We start from the raw sequence: 17560 nt of genomic DNA, 5'->3' as shown, positions 1-17560 counted from the left end.
GCGGAACTCCCCTCGCCTCGTCCCGTTGGACTGGCGAAGGGAGAACCGCATGATCGACCCGAACGCCGCGCCGCCTCCGACGCCCGGCCCCGACGTCCCGGATCCGGGCCAGCCGCCGAACCCGGCGCCTCCCGGTCCGGCGCCCCCGGTGCATGATCCGCCGCCACAGCCGGACCGGCCGCCGAAACCGCCCGACATTCCGCCGGTTCCACCGCAGGAATTGCCTGGCAATCCCGACACGCCGAACCCGCCGCCACCGGGGCCCGCGCCGCCGCAGCAACCGCCGGACATCCCGCAGGAACTCCCCGGCAACTCGCCGCAGGAGATCCCGCTCACCGACCCGCGCGGCTGAAGCCCGCTTGACGGCCGGCCGGCCCGGGGCCATGAAGGCCCCGAGCCACCACATGCGCGCCACCGATCCAACCTCCCCCATCCTCCTCGTCGGCCCCTCCTGGGTCGGCGACATGGTCATGGCCGCGAGTCTGGTCGCCGCGCTGCGCCGGCGCTTTCCCGATCGGCCGGTCGATGTGCTGGCGCCGCCGGCCTCGCTGCCGGTCGCCGGCCTGATCGAAGGCGTGCGCAACCTCATCCCGCTCGGTTTCGGCCATGGCGAGTTCGGGCTCACGGGCCGCTGGAAGATCGGCCGCTCGTTGAAATCGGCCGGCTACGGCACGGCGATCATTCTGCCGCGCGCCTTCAAGGCGGCGATTCCCTCGTTCGCGGCGCGGGTTCCCGAGCGGATCGGCTATGCCGCCGAGGGCCGCAGCCTGCTCCTGACCGATGCGCGCGACGACTCGGCCCGCAAGAGCGCCCGCACCATCGACCGCTTCGTCGCCCTCGCCGGACCGGCGGGCCAGCCGCCCGCCTCGCCCCGGCCGCTGCTCAGGCAGCCAGATATCGACATCGGGGCGCTGATCGCCAAGTTCGGCCTGAGCGACGCCAAGCCCGTGCTCGGTCTCTGCCCCGGAGCCGAGTATGGCCCGGCGAAGCAATGGCCGGCGCCGAAATTCGCGGCGCTTGCCCGGCTCGCGCACGCGGCGGGCTATGCGGTTCGCCTCTTCGGCGGCCCGAAGGATAAGGCGATCTCCGCCGAGATCGCCCGTCTCGCCGGCGTTCCCGTCGAGGACATTTCGGGCCGGACCTCGCTGGTCGAGGCCGCTGCGCTGCTCGGCCGGTGCGACGCCGTGGTCTCCAACGATTCGGGCCTGATGCATGTCGCCGGCGCGCTCGACCGTCCGCTCGTCGTCGTCTACGGCTCCAGCTCGGAGAAGATGACGCCGCCGACGGCGCCGAACGCCGAGGTCGTCTCGATCGAGCTTTCCTGCCGGCCCTGCTTCAAGCGTGAGTGCCCGCTCGGGACGCTCGCCTGCCTCCAAGGCATCGAGGCGGAGCGGGTGTTTTCCGCCGTCGAGCGGGTGGTGGCGGTGGCCAGGGCCGGTGCCGGCGGTTCCATCGCCTCCTGACTTGCGCTATCCAACCGACCGTCGCGTTGCGCGATGGAAGCCGCTGCCCGCCTTGAGGAAATATCGATGAGCGCAAATGCGAGAGACGGACGCGACACGATCCTGGTGACCGGCGGCGCCGGCTTCATCGGATCCAACATGGCCCGCGCCCTCGCGGCGGATGGCTGGCGCATCGTCGTCGCGGACTGGTTCGGCACCGGCCGGAAATGGCTGAACGTCGCCGATATCCTGCTCGACGACGTCATCCTGCCGGAAGCGACCCTCGGCTGGCTGGAGGCGAACCACCGCCGCGTCGAGGCGATCGTCCATATGGGCGCGATCTCGGCCACCACAGAGCCGGACGTAGACCTGATCGTCGAGCGCAATATTCGCGCGACGCTGGACCTCTGGGCGCTTGCGGCCGCCCGCGACATCCGCCTGATCTACGCCTCCTCCGCCGCCACCTATGGCGACGGCAGGGACGGCTTCGTCGACAGCGAGGATCCCGCGGATCTCGCCGGCCTGCGGCCGCTCAACGCTTATGGCTGGAGCAAGCTCGCCGTCGACCGCAAGATCATCGCCGATGTCCAAGCCGGGCGCGCGGCGCCGCCGCAGTGGGCCGGCCTGAAGTTTTTCAACGTCTACGGCCCGTTCGAGGCGCACAAGGACGACATGCGCTCGGTGATCCACAAGATCTATCCGACCGCCGCCGCCGGCGAGGCGGTGGCGCTCTTCCGCTCGCATGACCCGAATTACGAGGATGGCGGCCAGCTGCGCGATTTCGTGCATGTCGCCGATTGCGTCGACGTGGTCCGCTGGCTGATCGCGAGCCCTGGTGTGAGCGGCATCTTCAACGTCGGCACCGGCAAGGCGCGCAGCTTCGCCGATCTCGCCCGCGCCGTGTTCAAGGCGTCGGGCCGCGAGCCGCGGATCGACTATGTCGACATGCCGGAGCGGATCCGCAACGCTTATCAGTACTTCACCGAGGCCGACGTCTCAAAGCTGCGCCGCGCTGGCTACAATGCCGATTTCCGTTCGCTCGAGGACGGCATCCAGAGCTATGTCGGCGACTATCTCGCCAAGGGCATCGCGCTTTGAGCCGGGTCCTGCGACCGGCTGCCTTCCTTGATCGCGACGGCGTCATCAACGTCGACCATGGCTATACCTACCGGCCGGAAGACCTCACCTTCGTCGACGGCGCGCCGGCGGCGATCCGCCGCCTGAACGAGGCCGGATACCTGGTCGTCGTCGTCACCAACCAGTCCGGCGTCGCGCGCGGCTACTACGGCGAAGCGGACGTCGCCCGCTTCCATGCCCATATGCAGCGGGAGCTGGCGAAGGTGGGCGCGCGGATCGATGCCTTCTATGCCTGCCCCTATCATGCCGAGGGCACCGTCGCGGCCTATCGGGTCGATCATCCCGACCGCAAGCCGAAGCCCGGCATGATCCTGCGCGCGCTTCACCAGTTGCCGATCGACCGGGAGCGCTCCTTCCTGATCGGCGACCAGCCGAGCGACATGGCGGCCGCCGCCAGCGCCGACATCGCCGGATATCCGTTTTCCGGCGGGGACCTTGACGATTTCCTCGTCACGGTGCTCCTACAGGAAAACGCTGCGTAAAGGCCCATATAGGAATCGCCGATGCTCGACGAATTGCATTCCGGACGCGTTGCCGTGATCGGCGACGTCATGGTCGACCGATACATCACCGGATCCGTCAGCCGCATTTCGCCGGAAGCGCCTGTGCCCGTCCTGCTGCATGGCGATGTCCGCGTCGTCGCTGGCGGCGCCGCCAATGTCGCCGCCAATGCCGCGGCGCTCGGGGCTGATGTCACGCTCGTCGGCTATGTCGGCGCCGATGCCGAGGCGGCGGAGCTCCGCGCCACACTCGGCAAGCTTTCCAATATCAGCCTCGCCCATCTCGTCGTCGACGAGACGCGGCCGACCGTGACCAAGACCCGAGTCATGAGCGGCCGCCAGCAGATCGTGCGCATCGATGCGGAAAGCCCCGGCGCGCCCGGCTCCGCGTCCGAGGCGGCGCTCATCGCCGCCGGCAAGGCGGCGATCGGCGAGGCCGACGTCGTCGTGCTGTCCGATTACGCCAAGGGCGTCCTCTCGGACGCCGTCGTCACCAGCCTGATCGCCGAGGCGAACGCGCGCGGCGTGCCGGTGATCGTCGATCCGAAGCGGCGCACCTTCGAGGCCTATCGCGGCGCCACGATTGTGACGCCGAATCGCAAGGAGCTGTTCGAGGCGACCGGGCTTGCCGACGACACCGATGAGCAGGCCGTCCTGGCCGCCGCCGAGGGCGGCCGGCAGTTCGGCGGCGACGTTCTGGTGACGCGGGCCGAGAAGGGCATGACGCTCTGGCGCCAGAACGGAACCGTGACGCATGTCGCGGCCGAGGCGCGCGAGGTGTTCGATGTCTCCGGCGCCGGCGACACGGTGGTAGCCGCCCTCGCCGTCGGGCTCGCCGCCGGACAGGCGCTGGAAGCGAGCGTCATCATGGCCAACGCCGCCGCGGCCATCGCGGTCAGCAAGCTCGGGACGGCGATCGTCACCCGCGCCGAGCTCGTCGCCGCGCTCGACCGCGCCAGCCACGCCGAGGACCATGCCGGTGCCCTCGTCTCGCTGGAAGCCGCGGCGAAGATCGTCGCCCGCTGGCAGGCGCGCGGTTCACGCGTGGTCTTCACCAATGGCTGCTTCGACCTGCTGCATCCGGGCCATATCGCCCTGATCGAGGCATCGGCCCGTGAAGGTGACCGCCTGGTGGTCGGGCTGAACACCGACGCGTCCGTGCAGCGCCTGAAGGGTCCGACGCGGCCGCTGCAGGACGAGCAGGCGCGCGCTCGCGTGATGGGCGCGCTCCGTGCGGTCGATCTCGTGGTGCTGTTCGGCGAGGATACGCCGCTGGAGACGATCCAGGCGCTGAAGCCTGACGTGCTGGTCAAGGGCGCGGACTATCGCGAGGACCAGGTGGTCGGCGCCGATTTTGTCAAGGCGAATGGCGGCCGGCTGGTGCTGGCCAACATTGTGCCCGGCCGCTCGACCAGTGCGCTCGTCGCGGCGGCACGGTCATGAAGAGCTTCGCTTTCGCAAAGGCTTGGGCCAAGGAGTCCGCGCTGCCGCTCTGGAGCGGCGTCGGCTTCGACATGGCGCGCGGCCTGTTTCACGAGCGTCTCGATTTCGATAGAAACCCGATCGCGCTGCCGGCGACGCGCCTGATGGTGCAGGCCCGGCAGATCGCCACGTTTTCGCGCGCGACGCTCGCGGGATGGCATCGCGGATCCGAAACGGTGCTGGCCGCCTGCCTCGCCAATGTCGAGCGCCTCTATCACCGCGCCGACGGTCATCCGGGCTGGGTGTTCTCGATCGACCCGAACGGCAAGCCGGCCAGTCGTGTGCGGGATCTCTATGCCCATGCCTTCATCGTCTATGCGCTGGCCTGGAGCTACCGCCTGACCGGCGATCCGCACTCAATCCGTCTGGCGGACGAGACGTTGGCGGAAATCGACATGGTGCTCGCGGCGTCGCATGGCGGCCATTTGGACGCCGCGCCCTCCGATGATCCGACCCGCCGCCAGAATCCGCATATGCACCTGCTCGAGGCGGTTCTGGCGCTCTATGAGGCGACCGGCCGCGAGCGCGATCTCGTCCGCGCCGGCGCCCTGGTTGAGCTGGCGACGAGCCGGTTCATCGATGCCGAGAGCGGCGCGCTGCTCGAGGACTTCACGCCGGACTGGAAGCCGCTCGAACCGCGCGGATACAATCGTGTCGAGCCGGGCCACCAGTTCGAATGGTACTGGCTGTTCGGCGAATATCGCCGGCTCGGCGGCAGCGTCCCAGAGGAAGTCACCGACCGGCTGCTGGATTTCGGCCTCGATCACGGCATCGATCAGGAGAGCGGGTTGATCGTCGATGCCGTCACGGAGAGCGGCTCGATCCTCAATCCGAGCTTCCGCTCGTGGCCGCATGCGGAGGGGGTAAAGGCCTTCGTCACCGCGGCGAAGGGTGGCCAGGAAGGCGCCGCGCAGATGGCGGATCATCTCCTGGCCAGCCTGGTCACCTTCTGTCCGGACATGCTGGATGGCGGCTGGATCGACCGGTTCGATGCCGATGGCGCTCCTGCGGTCGATGACATGCCGGCCTCGACGCTCTATCACGTCATGGGCGCCCTTTTCGAAGCCGAGCTCCTGGCCGGATCAGAGCGACTGGGCTGACGGCAGCCGCAGCCGCAGGGCGAGCGCCTGCCAGACCCGCGCCGGCGACTGGTCGGCGAGGCAGGGCGGGCCCTCGCCGAAATCCGGCTTGATGCGGCAGGTCGTCTGCTCGCAGGGCGCGCAGTCGTGCGTCGACAGGAATTCCTCGACATCCGGCCCGACGAGGCCGGTCAGCCCCGGATTGGTCGGACCGTAGAGCCCGATCGTCGGAATGCCGAAGGCGGCGGCGAGGTGTCCGAGGCCGGTATCGACCGTGACGACGCCGGCGGCGTTGGCGATCACCGGAATGATGCTGTCGAGCCCGCCGGCCGGGACTTTTTCAACGTGCGAGAGGCCGGCGGCGATTTTCGCAGCGCGCTCGGTCTCGGTGGCGCCATGGGCGAAGAGCTTGACGCCGAGCCCGGCCGCGCCGCAGCGCTCGGCGACGCCCCGCCATCCCTCGACCGTCCAGGTCTTGGTGGCCCAGCTCGTGCCGTGGATCAGCACGATGCCGTCGCCGCTTCTCGTGCGGATGCCCGTGTTAGCGAGGTCAGGCACCAGCCCGGCATCGGGCTCCGTCGTCGGCATGGCGTAGCCGAGCGAGGCGGCGAACAGCTTGCGGATGCGGGTGACCATGTGTTCGGTTTCGGGGATATCGTGCCCGACCTGGTAGAACCACGTCGCCAGGCTCTCGCGCGCGCTGCCCCGGCCAAAGCCGTGGCGCGGCTTGACGCCGGAGAAGACGCCGACGAGCGCGCTCTTCATCAGGCCCTGCGCATCGATCAAAAGGTCGTAGCCGCCGCCGCGCAGCGCGGAGACCGCCTGTTTCATCTCAGGGTAGGTTTCGCGCGGCGATTTCTTCATGCGCCGGATCGGCAGGGCGACGACGTTGCGCACGGCCGGATGCAGCCGGGCCAGCGGCGCGAAGGCCTCGTCGACCACCCAGTCGAGTTCGAGGCCGGGAATCGCCCGGGCGGCATCGGTGACCGCCGGATAGGTGTGCACCACATCGCCGAGCGACGACAGTTTGACGAGGAGAACGCGCATACGGAGCCTGCGGTGTAGTCGGCCGAAGACAAGGGAATGCAGCAAACCGTCCGGCTCCGCAAGCGGCGCGGCCGCCTTGGCGGTTGACCGTCTCCGGCTTAGTTTTTACCAATAGTGAAAATCATGCAGGAGACCTCAATGACCCGTCTCGCTACTCTCCAGTCCATGCTGCGCCAGATTGGCGTCGACGCCGTTGCCCTCGGGCCGGGTCCGCACATGGCCTATATCGCCGGCGTCCATCCGCATGCCGACGAGCGCCCCTGCCTGCTGATCGCGACGCCGGACGGCGCGGCGATCCTAATGCCGGAGCTGAACGCCGACGAGATGCGGCGGCAGACCGAGCTTCCCTTCTTCACCTGGTCCGATGCGACGGGTCCGCAAGCCGCACTCGCCGAGCTGATCCGCTCGCTCGGCATCGAAAAGGGCACCAGGCTGGTGCAGGTCGACGAGACCATGCGCGCCGATTTCGCCCTGCTCGTCCTCGAGGCGCTCGGTTCGCCCAAGGCCGCCTTCGCCGCCGAGAGCGTCGGCCGCATGCGCCTCTCCAAGGATGGCGTCGAGAAGGCCGAGATCCTGCGCAATGCCGAGATCGACGACCGCGCCATGGAGGCGGCCTTCGCCGCGATCCGTCCCGGCGTCACCGAGCGCGAGATCGCCGACGCGGCCCGCGCCGTGTTCGAGGAGGCGGGTGCCACACCGCTCTTCACCATCGTCGGTGCCGGCGGCAATGGCGCTTTCCCGCACTATGCGACGGGCGACCAGCCGGTCGCTGTCGGCGACGCGATCGTCATGGATATCGGTGCCCGTTCCGGCGATTTCTCCAGCGACCTGACGCGGATGGCCTTTGTCGGCGAGCCGAGCGCGGAATACCGGAAGGTGCATGCCGTGGTCGAGGCGGCCGTGCAGGCGGCGCTTGAAGTGGCCCGTCCCGGCGTCGCCGCGAAAGAAGTCGACGCAGCGGCGCGCGGCGTCATCACGGCGGCGGGCTATGGCCCCTATTTCACCCACCGCACCGGCCATGGCCTGGGTCTCGAAGGGCACGAGCCGCCCTATCTGACCTCGACCAGCGAGACGATTCTCGAAGAGGGCATGGTGTTCTCGATCGAGCCCGGCATCTACCTGCAGGGCAAGTTCGGCATCCGGCTGGAGGAGATCGTCATCCTCGAGGCGGACGGCCCGCGCGTCGTCAGCCGCCTGCCCCGCGATGTCTTCGTCGCGCCCGCCGAAGGCTGAGGCGAGCGAAGTGCGGTAGCCGCCTGACCTCAGGCGGTTACCGGCGTGGGCTCGTTCATCGCCCGCCGATGGGCGACCGCCGCCCAGAGCACGATCGCCGCGCCGAACTGGTGCAGCAGCGCGAGATCGAGCGGTACGACGGCGATCAGCGTCGCGATGCCGATGCCGGCCTGGGCCAGCACCAGGACCGCGAGATGGCGGGCGCTCCGGGCCGCACGCGAGCGCGGAGCCAGCTTGAAGGCCTGGAAGGCGTGGATCAGCACGGCGACGACCAGCAGATAGGCCACCAGCCGGTGGTCGAACTGCACCGTCATCGCGTCCTCGAAGACGCTGCGCCAGGCCGGATCGTAGGCATAGACGCCGGACGGGATCAAATTGCCGTCCATGAGCGGCCAGGTGTTGTAGATCATGCCCGCCTTCAGGCCGGCGACCAGGCCGCCGAGGAAGATCTGCAGGAACACGACGACGATGATGAAATTGGCCATGCCCTTGAGCGGCGCGGCCGCCTTGCGATCCTCTCCCCGATCCGGCGCGAGGCCCCGGCTGATCCAGACGGCGGCGGCCAGGATGAAGCAGGCGATCAGGAGATGGATCGCCAGCCGGTACTGGCTGACGCTGATGCGGTCCGCGAGGCCGCTCGTGACCATCCACCAGCCGATGGCGCCCTGCAGGCCGCCGAGCAGGAACAGGCCTCCGAGACGCGGAATGAGCGGCCGCTCGATCCGCCCCGTGATCCAGAGCAGCAGGAACGGCACGAAGAAGACGACGCCGATCAGGCGGCCGAGCAGGCGGTGGCCCCACTCCCACCAGAAGATCTGCTTGAACTCGTCAACTGTCATGCCCTTGTTGACGATCTGGTACTGCGGAATCTGCTGGTACTTGGCGAATTCTTCCTGCCACTCGACCTCGCCGATCGGCGGAATGACGCCGTGGATCGGTTTCCATTCGGTGATCGACAGGCCGGAGCCGGTCAGTCGCGTCGCGCCGCCAACGACGATCATGGCGATGACCATCAGAATCACCGCGCCGAGCCAGATGCGGATCAGCGAGCGATCCCGCGCCCTGTCCCGCGCAGGCGTCCGCCGCAGCGTTCCGTTCGTTGCCAATCCGTCCGTCGTCATTGCGCACCTCTCCAATGCCAATGGCTGGATTAGCGGCTCGCCCTCACGCGAACAACAGAGCCGCCCGGCTCGACGCCAATCGGCCGCGCGACATCCGGTCGCGCAACGTCAGCCATCCCTGGCCATCCCGCAAGCCGGCTTCGATCGACTGCGGCTTTGAAGTCGGCGGCCGAACGCGCTATGCCGACGCCGAGGCAATCACGAAAGGCACATCATGCCCATCCGGCTCCGCAAATTCATCGGCATGATCGCGCTCGTCGTCCTGGTGATCGTCTATGCCTTCGCGGCAATGGTGATCGCGCAGCTGAAGCTGCCGGATGCGCCGCGCTGGGTGCAGATGCTCTACTACGTCGTCGTCGGACTGGCCTGGGTGTTCCCGGCCGGCATCCTCATCAAGTGGATGCAGAAGCCTCCGGCACCAACGCGCTAGGCGGCCGGCGCAGCCAGCTGCGCAGCCGTCGCTCCAGGCTGAGCGGCACGCCGGACAGCAGCGTGTCGACATAGCGCCAGGACTGGAAGTGTCCGTTGATCGAGATGCGCGGCAGCGCCGTCAGGCGGCTGTCGGCATCGACGACGCCGCGCCGGGTCGTGACCGCCGTGGTGAAGCCGAGATCGGCCGCCAGATAGAATTCCCGCTCCGCCGCCGTCGACGGCGAACCATAGGGATAGGCGAAATGACGGGGGCGCATGCCGGTCATGGCCTCGATCCGGTCGCGGCTCTCGGCCATCTCGCGACGCGCCCGCGCGCTGTCGAGCTTGGCGATCGCGTAGTGCCCCACCGTGTGAGCGCCGATGGTGACGAGCGGATCGCTCGCGAGCGTCCGCACCTCGTCCCAATCGAGCATCTCGCGGTCCACCATGAGGCGGGTGTCGAGGCCGTATTCGCGCGCGGCCCTGTCGATGGCCTGGCGCTGCTCGTCCTCGCCGACCTGGCAGAGCTCGCTGGCGACGAGCCGACAGGCGTCCCGCTTCTCGCGGAGGGTCTCTGTCGGAAGGTCGAACTCGCGGCTGCCGATGCGTATCCGGAACCTCGGCGTTTCCGCGATCAGGGCTACGATCGCATCCCACCACGGCACGTCCGTCCGGTCGACGAAGCCCGTCGCGACGTAGATCGTGAACGGCACGCCCAGTGCCTTCAGGACCGGATAGGCCTCAGTATAATTGTTGCGATAGCCGTCATCGAAGGTCAGCACCACGAAGCGTCGCGCCGGTCGCGGTTCGGCAAGCCGCCGCGTCGCCTCGTCGAGATCGACGATATCGATGCCGGCCGCCTGGATCTCGCGGACCACCTTGCCGAGAAAATCGGGCGTCACTTCGAGATGCGCGTTCGGCTGGAAGGCTGATCGTAAGGCAGGCCTAACCTGATGAAACATCAGAATCGCGCCGGAACCGCGCGCCATCGGCGCGAAAAGCCGGGAGGCGCCGCTCCAGTAAAGTGCGTTGAGTCCTGCCCTGTAGGCGGCAATCTTGAGACTTTGCATCAGCGATCCAGCCGTCCAAAGAGCACGCAACCATCGACATTCTCATACGAACGCGATGTTTACGATAGGTTGATAGCCTGACTCAAACTGAGCGCATGCCCGCAGAGATTGCAGATGGACGGACCAGAGACCTTATCGCCGCGAACGGACTACTCGATCGCGGATCTCGATCTCTCCGTCATGGCGTCGGGCCGCGACATCGAGGCGGAATGGCGCGATCTGGAGCGCCGGGCGTCCGTCTCCGTCTATCAAAGCTTTGACTGGATCGATTGCTGGATCGGTGCGGCCACGGGGCCGCAGCGCATTCGCCCCGCTGTTGTCTCGATCCGCCACGAGGGCAAGCTGGTGGCGGTGCTGCCGCTCGGCATCGAGCGGGTCCGCCTTCTCAGGGTGGCGCGCTTTCTCGGCGGCGAGCACGCCAATATCCGCATGGGACTGTTCGATCCGGCGTTCGCGGCCGCCCTCACCCCGGCGGCGACAGCCGAGCTGCTGCGGCGGGTCGCGGCCGCGATGCGCGGCGTCGATCTGTTCGATCTCGATGCCCAGCCGGTCCGCTGGGCCGGATTGGAGAATCCCCTCGCCGGCCATCCCGAGGCCCGGCCCGCGCGCTGCGACGTCAGCATGATGCGTCTGGAGCCGGATTTCACCAAGGTGCTGGCCGCCCATCGCGGCGCCAAGAAAACCAAGAAGCGACGCTGGCAGGCGAACACGCTCGCCCCGGTAGGCGGCTCGGTGCTGCGGCGGGCTGCGTCGGAGGACGAGGCGCTGGCGATCCTCGAGAGCTATTTCCAGCAGAAATCCGCCTGGTTCCGCGAGCAGGGCATCGCCGACAGTTTTGCAGAGCCGGGTGTGGCCGACTTCTTCCGCGCGCTTGTGCAGCGCCGTTGGGCGGGCGACGACAGTGCCTTGATCGAACTCGACGCGCTCGAATTTGACGGCGGCATTCGCGCCATTTTCGGCAGCGGCGCGCTGTCCGGCCGCCTGAGCGGTTATTTCATGTCGGTGTCGAACGACGACTGGCGCCGGGTCAGCCCCGGCGAGCTGATGCTCTATGAGGTGATCGCGGCTAGTTGCGAGCGCGGCCTCGCCTCCTTCGACCTCGGTCGCGGCGACGAGCGCTACAAGGCGTCCTGGCTCGACGAGAACGAGCCGCATGTCCGGGCGATCGTGCCGGTCACGCTCGCCGGGCGCGTGGCGACGGGATTGTTCCGGGCGATCGATCATCTCGAACGGACGATCCGGGACAACCCAAAACTCTGGCAGTTGGCAAAGAAGATCCGGCGCTGGCGCGGAAAGACGGAAAAGCCTGCGGCCGACGCCGACTGATCAGGCCGGCTCGACTTCGCGCTTCGCCGGCGCCGCGGCGATCAGCAGCATGACTTCGCCAGAAGCCGCCTGCTTCATCGCCTCATAGGCCTCGGCCGTGGCGGGATCCTTGTCGTCACCCTCCCCGACCAGGATCGTAGCGCCGGTCTTCGGCGCCAGCCGCTCGGCCAGATCCGGACCCGCATCGAGCAGGATCTGGTCGTAGGTCTGGTCGAGCGCGTCGAGGATCTCGGCGAATCGCTCGGCGACGGCCTCATCGGCGCCGAACGCGGCGAGCCCGCGCGGAATGACATGGGCGCGCGAGCGTCGATCGCGGAAGATCACCGCATCGAAGGAGGCGTCGCCGGCGTAGAGCTCGGCAAGACCCGGCCGGCGTGCCTCGACAGCCATCGCCTGGCTGTCCGCCTCGTCGGGATAAAGATCGATCAGGAGCACGCGATGCCCGCGCCGCGCCAGCGTGCGCGCGAGCGAGACTGCCGCGAGCGGCCGGCCGATCGCCGGGTCGGCATCAGTTGTGGAGACCAGGACGCGACGCGCCTTGGCGTCGACGATGCGGTCGGCGATGGCGTTCAGCGCGTCCTGCGCCTCGGCGGAGAGCCCGCGCGCCAGCGCCGGCTCGGACGTCAGCAGCTGCGCCGCGATTGGCGGCGCTTCCACGATGGGCGGCGATTCGAGCGCCGGAGCAAGGCGCGCCGTCGGCGGCTCGACCACCGTGATCCGGCGCAACGCCCGCCCGGAGGTCAGCTCGCGGACCAGGATGAAGGCGATGACCAGCAGTAGCAGGGCGACCGTCGCGGCGATCGTCAGCGGCAGCTTCTTCGGGAAGGTCGGCTCCAGCGGCACCGCGGCCCGCGAGATGATGCGGGCGTCGGCCGGCAGATAATTGCCGTCCTGGCGCGAGGAGGCTTCGCGATAGCGCCGGAGATAGGTTTCGAGCAGGTCGCGCTGCGCGGTCGCCTCGCGCTCCAGCGCGCGCAGCTGCACCTCGGCATCGTTGGTCTGGCCGGTGGCGGTCTTGGCGTTCGCGATGTCGCGGCCGATATCGGCCTCACGGGCCCGGGCCGTCGCGGCCTCGCCTTCGAGGCTCTGCAGGATGCGCGTCACCTCGCGGCGAACCTGGCCGTCGAGATCGCCGAGCTGGGCGTTCAGTTCCTTGATACGCGGATGGCCGGACAGCAGCGTTGCCGAGAGCTGGGCGATCTGGGCACGGAGCGCCACCTGCTGTTCGCGCAGGCGCTGGATCAGCTGCGAATCGCGCACATCCGGCACGTCCGGCGTCGCGCCGCTGGCGAGGCTCTTGCGCACCGTCTCGGCCTTGGCCTCGGCGGCGGAGCGGGCGGCGACGAGCCGGGCCAACTCGGCGTTCAGGTCGTTGAGCTTCTGCTGCGCGAGCGACGTGTTGTTCTGCCCGCCGGAGAAGAGGCCGCGCTCGGTGCGGAACGCTTCGACCTTCGCTTCGGCGTCCGTGACCTTGGTGCGGAGATCGGCGATCTGCGATTCGAGCCAGCGGGTGGCGTCGGCATTGGTGGAGCGGCGCGCCTCGCGCTCGAGCGCCAGATATTCCTCCGCCGCGGCGTTGGCGACCTGGGCCGCCAGCTGCGGGTCAACCGACGAGAAGCCGACATTGATGACGCGCGTCTTGTCGACCGAGAAGACGTCGAGCCGCTCGGCAAAACGCTGCAGCACGCGGTCTTCGGCGGAGGGTTGCGGCGTCGGGCGGCCGAGGCCGATGCCGGCCAGCATCTGGTCGAACGACGGCAGGAAGCGCGGCTTGTTGAATTCCTTGAGCGACGACAGGCCGAGCGCATTGACAACCGTTGTGGCGAGATCGCGCGAATTGATCAGCTCGACCTGGCTGGCGATGCCTTCCGAATCGAGCAGCGCCCTCACCTCCTCGGTGCCGGAGCCGGCGCGCGTGATGTCCGATTCGCCGCTCTCGATCAGGATCCTGGCGGAGGCGGTATAGCGGGGCGTGACGAAGTTCAGGCCGATATAGAGGGCGGCTGCGAACAGCAGGCTGAAGATGAGAAGCAGCGGCAACGCCCGCAGCAACGCGCCAAGCAGCGCGCGCATGTCGAGTTCGACATCATCGATTTGTCCGAAACGCCCGTCCGCCATATCCGCGCATGACCCTCTTGGCATGATCTCTTGCCGATGCGGCATCATCGTGGAATCAGGGTAACCATGGCGTTAATTCACGCCGCGGCGCGGTAAATACTCTCGCAGGTTGTTACCACGGCGGTCGGCGATTTACCCGACATTAACCATGGCAAGCTGACAGTCCGGATTACAGATTCCTTAGTGATCCGGACGCCTTAACGATGCGATTTTCCTTGCTTGTCGCGGCCTTGATTGGCGCCAGCCTGCTCGCCGGCTGCGCCTCGTCCTATCCGCCCCAGGACCCGGCCACCTACAAGGCGCTGATCGCTCCCTACCGCCTCGACAGCGGCGATCGCCTGCGCGTCGTCGTGTTCGGCCAGGCGGATCTCTCCAACACCTACACGATCGATCAGGCCGGCTACATCTCGATGCCGCTGGTCGGCGCGATCGCCGCGCGGGGCCGCAGCACGCAGGAGATGGAAGGCGATATCGCCGCCAAGCTGCGCAAGGGCTTCGTCCGCAATCCGGACGTCTCGGTCGAGGTCGACCGCTACCGGCCCTTCTTCATCATGGGCGAGGTCACCAGTGCCGGCCAGTACCCTTACGTGAACGGCATGACCGCTCAGACGGCGGTTGCGATCGCGGGCGGCTTCACCCCGCGTGCGCAGCGGGCCGATGTCGACGTGACGCGGCAGGTGAACGGAAAAGTCACGACTGTCCGGCTATTGCCGACGCAGCCGATCTATCCCGGCGACACCGTCAACGTTCGCGAGCGCCTTTTCTGACACGATGACAGATCGGAACGACCCTCATGCGCCCGCTGACGGCAAGCTAAGGATCGTTCACGTCTTTCGTTCTCCCGTCGGCGGAATCTTCCGGCATGTCCGCGATCTCGCCGAGGCGCAGGCTGCCGAGGGCTACAGCGTCGGCGTCGTCTGCGACTCGTCGACGGGCGGCGCGCGCGAGGAAGAGCTCTTCCAGCAGCTTGTTCCCCATCTTGAACTGGGCCTGCACCGAACGCCGATGAAGCGGCATGTGTCGCCGACCGATTTTCTCGCCTTCCTGCGGCTCTTCCGCCGCATCAAGGCGCTCAATCCCGATATCCTCCATACGCATGGCGCCAAGGGCGGCGTGTATGGCCGGATCATCGGCACGCTCTTGCGGGTCTTTGGTTCCAGCGTGGCTCGCATCTACTGTCCGCATGGCGGAAGCCTGCACTACGATCCCGCGACGCGCTCGGGGCGGATGTTCTTCCGTATCGAGCACTTCATGGAACGCCTGACCGACGCGTTCATCTTCGTCAGCCGCTATGAGGCGGACACCTATGCGCGCAAGGTCGGGGCGCCGAAAAAGCCCTGGCGGATCGTGCCGAACGGCATCCGCGACGAGGAGTTCGATCCGATCGAGACCGAACCCGCCGCGGCCGACTTCCTCTATATCGGCATGATGCGCGACCTGAAGGGTACGGACGTCTTCGTCGACGCGCTCGCCCGCCTGCGCGATCGCCGGGGCGTCGCGCCAACGGCGGAGCTCGTCGGCGACGGCCCCGACAAGGCGCGCTACGAGGAGCAGGTGCGCCGGCTCGGCCTCGATACGACGACGCGCATCCATCCCGCCACGGCGACGCGCAAGGCCTTTGCCATGGCCAAGGTCGTGGTCGTGCCTTCGCGCGCCGAATCGATGCCCTATGTCGTGCTCGAGGCTGCGGCAGCCGCTCGTCCGCTCGTCGCCACGCGGGTCGGCGGCATTCCCGAGATCTTCGGCCCCGAAAGCGTCCGTCTGGTGCCGCCCGGCGATGTCGAGGCGCTGGCCGATGCCATGGCTGAGCAGCTCGACGATCCCCGGCGAGCCAGCGAAGACGCTTCCCGGCTGCGCGAAATCGTCCGGCCGCGCTTCTCGATCGACCACATGACGGAAGTAGTCAGCGCGCTCTATCGCGACTGCCGGGCCGGACGTCCGGCTCCCGGCCTGGACAAGCGACCCATTCTTTAGCCGCCGCGACCGGGGATTGCGCCGTCTGGACTTCGCTCGAAACGCGTGCCGATCGGCAAAGGTTTGTTAGCCTGACGTAGCTAGAGTGTCGCGTCGCTTCGGTAACCGGCAGGCCATGACGATCGAACAATCATCCAGCGCGGGCACTCCATCGAGCCGCATCTCCCTCAACGCCCATGCGCGTCGCGTGGCGGCGGGACTGTCGTCGGAAGCGCTGTCGCCGCGCCTGCTGGCGAGCGCCGTCCAGGCCACCGAAGCATCCGTTCTCGTCGCCATCGGCGGCGTCTTCACGGTTCTGCAGGGTGCCGCCGGCGCCGGCTGGAGCGAATTGGTGCTCGTCATCGCCGCGCCGCTGATCGCCATCCTCGGCATCCGCTATCTCGGCGGTTATTCGGTCGCGGCGCTTCGCGACTATCTCGCGATCCTGCCGCGCATCCTGGTCTGCTGGGCGGTGACGATCGCCATCGTGGCGGCCGGCAGCTTCTTCTTCGGGGTCGAGACCGGCAGCAAGCGCAGCTGGCTCGGGCTGATGTTCCTCATCGGCGCCGCCTTCTTCATCCTGGAACGCGTCGTCGTGGCGTCGCTGGTCGCGCGCTGGACGCGGGCCGGACGGCTGGAGCGGCGCGCGGTGATCGTCGGCGGCGGCGACAACGCGGCGGAGCTGCTCGAGAGCCTCGGCGAAGCCACCAGCACCGACGTTCGCGTCTACGGCATTTTCGACGATCGCGGCGACGACCGTTCGCCGGAGGAAGTCGCCGGCGTGCCGAAACTCGGCACGGTCGCCGAACTGGTGGAGTTCGCCAGGCTCGCCCGCATCGACCTCCTGATTGTCGCCCTGCCCCTCTCCGCCGAGAACCGCGTGCTGCAGCTCCTGAAGCAGCTCTGGGTCCTGCCGGTCGATATTCGCATCTCGGCGCTCAGCAGCAAGCTGCGTTTCACGCCCCGCTCCTATTCCTATATCGGCCCGGTGCCGCTGCTCGACCTGTTCGACCGGCCGATCGCCGGATGGGCCTCGATCCTGAAGCGGGCGTTCGATCTCGTCATCGCCAGCCTGGCCCTGATCTTGCTGTCGCCGCTCATGCTCTTGACCGCCATCGCGATCCGGCTCGACAGTCCGGGACCGGTGCTGTTCCGGCAGAAGCGCTACGGCTTCAACAACGAGGTCATCGACGTCTTCAAGTTCCGCTCGATGTACCACCACATGAGCGATCCCACCGCCAAGGTGGCGGTGACCAAGGACGACCCGCGGGTCACCCGGATCGGTCGCTTCATCCGTCGCTCGTCGATCGACGAGCTGCCGCAGCTCGTCAACGTCCTGCGCGGCGAGCTCTCGCTGGTCGGTCCCCGCCCCCACGCCGTCAACGCCCATACCGCCAACCGGCTCTGGGACGAGGTGGTCGACGGCTATTTCGCCCGCCACAAGGTGAAGCCCGGAGTGACGGGCTGGGCGCAGATCAACGGATGGCGCGGCGAGGTCGATACGCCCGACAAGATCCGCCGCCGGGTCGAGTTCGATCTCGACTACATCGAAAGGTGGTCGGTGCTGTTCGACCTCTACATCCTGGTGATGACGCCGTTCGCCCTGCTCAGCAACAACGAGAACGCCTATTGATCCGGGTG

The 17560-nt window shown here is 67.9% G+C and carries 17 protein-coding genes; 13 read left to right on the top strand and 4 right to left on the bottom strand.

The window, feature by feature from the left end; translation table 11 throughout:
* Positions 1–49 precede the first annotated feature (49 nt).
* The 6 genes from K32_RS09935 (at position 50) to K32_RS09910 (ending at position 5661) form a co-directional block, all read left to right on the top strand.
* Positions 50–352, top strand: coding sequence for a hypothetical protein (locus K32_RS09935; RefSeq protein WP_201403851.1), 303 nt, complete (start codon positions 50–52; stop codon positions 350–352).
* A 52-nt stretch (positions 353–404) separates the two neighbouring features.
* Positions 405–1463 (top strand): lipopolysaccharide heptosyltransferase II, encoded by a 1059-nt coding sequence (waaF, locus tag K32_RS09930; protein ID WP_201403850.1) that lies wholly within the window; start codon positions 405–407, stop codon positions 1461–1463.
* Between the two features lie 66 nt (positions 1464–1529).
* Positions 1530–2540: an ADP-glyceromanno-heptose 6-epimerase gene (rfaD, locus tag K32_RS09925; protein WP_201403849.1), complete on the top strand. Its 1011-nt coding sequence runs from the start codon at positions 1530–1532 to the stop codon at positions 2538–2540.
* Positions 2537–3061: an HAD-IIIA family hydrolase gene (locus K32_RS09920; protein WP_201403848.1), complete on the top strand. Its 525-nt coding sequence runs from the start codon at positions 2537–2539 to the stop codon at positions 3059–3061. Before rfaD ends, K32_RS09920 begins: the two co-directional genes overlap by 4 nt.
* A 21-nt stretch (positions 3062–3082) precedes the next feature.
* Positions 3083–4522 (top strand): D-glycero-beta-D-manno-heptose-7-phosphate kinase, encoded by a 1440-nt coding sequence (gene rfaE1, locus K32_RS09915; protein WP_201403847.1) that lies wholly within the window; start codon positions 3083–3085, stop codon positions 4520–4522.
* Positions 4519–5661, top strand: coding sequence for an AGE family epimerase/isomerase (locus K32_RS09910; protein ID WP_201403846.1), 1143 nt, complete (start codon positions 4519–4521; stop codon positions 5659–5661). Before rfaE1 ends, K32_RS09910 begins: the two co-directional genes overlap by 4 nt.
* Here K32_RS09910 and waaC read toward each other — a convergent pair.
* Positions 5644–6687, bottom strand: a complete 1044-nt coding sequence (gene waaC, locus K32_RS09905) for a lipopolysaccharide heptosyltransferase I (protein WP_201403845.1) — start codon at positions 6685–6687, stop codon at positions 5644–5646. The two genes, K32_RS09910 and waaC, sit on opposite strands and share 18 nt — an antisense overlap.
* A gap of 138 nt (positions 6688–6825) precedes the next feature.
* Here waaC and K32_RS09900 point away from each other — a divergent pair, with 138 nt between their 5' ends.
* Positions 6826–7920, top strand: coding sequence for a Xaa-Pro peptidase family protein (locus tag K32_RS09900; RefSeq protein WP_244669929.1), 1095 nt, complete (start codon positions 6826–6828; stop codon positions 7918–7920).
* A gap of 29 nt (positions 7921–7949) precedes the next feature.
* On the opposite strand, the gene K32_RS09895 is transcribed toward K32_RS09900, so the two are convergent.
* Entirely contained in the window at positions 7950–9041 is a 1092-nt protein-coding gene (locus K32_RS09895; protein WP_201403843.1) for a COX15/CtaA family protein, read from the bottom strand.
* Here K32_RS09895 and K32_RS24910 point away from each other — a divergent pair.
* Together K32_RS24910 and K32_RS09890 are read left to right on the top strand one after the other, a co-directional pair.
* A complete protein-coding gene (locus K32_RS24910; protein WP_210342772.1) occupies positions 8926–9201 on the top strand; it encodes a hypothetical protein in 276 nt (91 codons plus the stop codon). The genes K32_RS09895 and K32_RS24910 overlap by 116 nt on opposite strands.
* Positions 9202–9255: 54 nt before the next feature.
* Positions 9256–9471, top strand: a complete 216-nt coding sequence (locus K32_RS09890) for a DUF2842 domain-containing protein (RefSeq protein WP_201403842.1) — start codon at positions 9256–9258, stop codon at positions 9469–9471.
* On the opposite strand, the gene K32_RS09885 is transcribed toward K32_RS09890, so the two are convergent.
* Positions 9434–10522, bottom strand: a complete 1089-nt coding sequence (locus tag K32_RS09885; protein WP_201403841.1) for a polysaccharide deacetylase family protein — start codon at positions 10520–10522, stop codon at positions 9434–9436. The genes K32_RS09890 and K32_RS09885 overlap by 38 nt on opposite strands.
* Positions 10523–10636: 114 nt before the next feature.
* Here K32_RS09885 and K32_RS09880 point away from each other — a divergent pair, with 114 nt between their 5' ends.
* On the top strand, positions 10637–11848 hold the full coding sequence (locus K32_RS09880) for a GNAT family N-acetyltransferase (protein ID WP_201403840.1): 1212 nt from the start codon (positions 10637–10639) through the stop codon (positions 11846–11848).
* Here the strand turns inward: K32_RS09880 and K32_RS09875 are convergent, their stop codons facing one another.
* Positions 11849–13921 carry an exopolysaccharide transport family protein gene (locus K32_RS09875; protein ID WP_201403839.1) on the bottom strand — a complete coding sequence of 691 codons (2073 nt, stop codon included), beginning with the start codon at positions 13919–13921 and terminating at the stop codon, positions 11849–11851.
* 248 nt (positions 13922–14169) lie between these two features.
* Here K32_RS09875 and K32_RS09870 point away from each other — a divergent pair, with 248 nt between their 5' ends.
* The 3 genes from K32_RS09870 to K32_RS09860 all read left to right on the top strand — a co-directional run bounded on the left by K32_RS09870 (position 14170) and on the right by K32_RS09860 (position 17552).
* Complete coding sequence (locus K32_RS09870) at positions 14170–14733, top strand: polysaccharide biosynthesis/export family protein (RefSeq protein WP_201403838.1); 564 nt, start codon at positions 14170–14172, stop codon at positions 14731–14733.
* A 4-nt stretch (positions 14734–14737) separates the two neighbouring features.
* Positions 14738–15940 carry a glycosyltransferase family 4 protein gene (locus K32_RS09865; protein WP_201403837.1) on the top strand — a complete coding sequence of 401 codons (1203 nt, stop codon included), beginning with the start codon at positions 14738–14740 and terminating at the stop codon, positions 15938–15940.
* A gap of 115 nt (positions 15941–16055) precedes the next feature.
* Complete coding sequence (locus K32_RS09860) at positions 16056–17552, top strand: undecaprenyl-phosphate glucose phosphotransferase (protein WP_201403836.1); 1497 nt, start codon at positions 16056–16058, stop codon at positions 17550–17552.
* The last annotated feature ends 8 nt before the right edge of the window (positions 17553–17560 follow it).

The organism is Kaistia sp. 32K (assembly GCF_016629525.1).
GTDB lineage: Bacteria > Pseudomonadota > Alphaproteobacteria > Rhizobiales > Kaistiaceae > Kaistia.
The sequence above is the reverse complement of the archived record's forward strand: the minus strand, read 5'-3'. Positions and strand labels throughout refer to the sequence as shown.

Coding starts and splice junctions, on each gene's coding strand:
- K32_RS09935 (WP_201403851.1), top strand. CDS start 50: ATGATCGACCCGAACGCCGCGCCGCCTCCGACGCCCGGCCCCGACGTC.
- waaF (WP_201403850.1), top strand. CDS start 405: ATGCGCGCCACCGATCCAACCTCCCCCATCCTCCTCGTCGGCCCCTCC.
- rfaD (WP_201403849.1), top strand. CDS start 1,530: ATGAGCGCAAATGCGAGAGACGGACGCGACACGATCCTGGTGACCGGC.
- rfaE1 (WP_201403847.1), top strand. CDS start 3,083: ATGCTCGACGAATTGCATTCCGGACGCGTTGCCGTGATCGGCGACGTC.
- K32_RS09910 (WP_201403846.1), top strand. CDS start 4,519: ATGAAGAGCTTCGCTTTCGCAAAGGCTTGGGCCAAGGAGTCCGCGCTG.
- waaC (WP_201403845.1), bottom strand. CDS start 6,687: ATGCGCGTTCTCCTCGTCAAACTGTCGTCGCTCGGCGATGTGGTGCAC.
- K32_RS09900 (WP_244669929.1), top strand. CDS start 6,826: ATGACCCGTCTCGCTACTCTCCAGTCCATGCTGCGCCAGATTGGCGTC.
- K32_RS24910 (WP_210342772.1), top strand. CDS start 8,926: ATGACCATCAGAATCACCGCGCCGAGCCAGATGCGGATCAGCGAGCGA.
- K32_RS09895 (WP_201403843.1), bottom strand. CDS start 9,041: ATGACGACGGACGGATTGGCAACGAACGGAACGCTGCGGCGGACGCCT.
- K32_RS09890 (WP_201403842.1), top strand. CDS start 9,256: ATGCCCATCCGGCTCCGCAAATTCATCGGCATGATCGCGCTCGTCGTC.
- K32_RS09885 (WP_201403841.1), bottom strand. CDS start 10,522: ATGCAAAGTCTCAAGATTGCCGCCTACAGGGCAGGACTCAACGCACTT.
- K32_RS09880 (WP_201403840.1), top strand. CDS start 10,637: ATGGACGGACCAGAGACCTTATCGCCGCGAACGGACTACTCGATCGCG.
- K32_RS09875 (WP_201403839.1), bottom strand. CDS start 13,921: ATGCGCGCGCTGCTTGGCGCGTTGCTGCGGGCGTTGCCGCTGCTTCTC.
- K32_RS09870 (WP_201403838.1), top strand. CDS start 14,170: ATGCGATTTTCCTTGCTTGTCGCGGCCTTGATTGGCGCCAGCCTGCTC.
- K32_RS09865 (WP_201403837.1), top strand. CDS start 14,738: ATGACAGATCGGAACGACCCTCATGCGCCCGCTGACGGCAAGCTAAGG.
- K32_RS09860 (WP_201403836.1), top strand. CDS start 16,056: ATGACGATCGAACAATCATCCAGCGCGGGCACTCCATCGAGCCGCATC.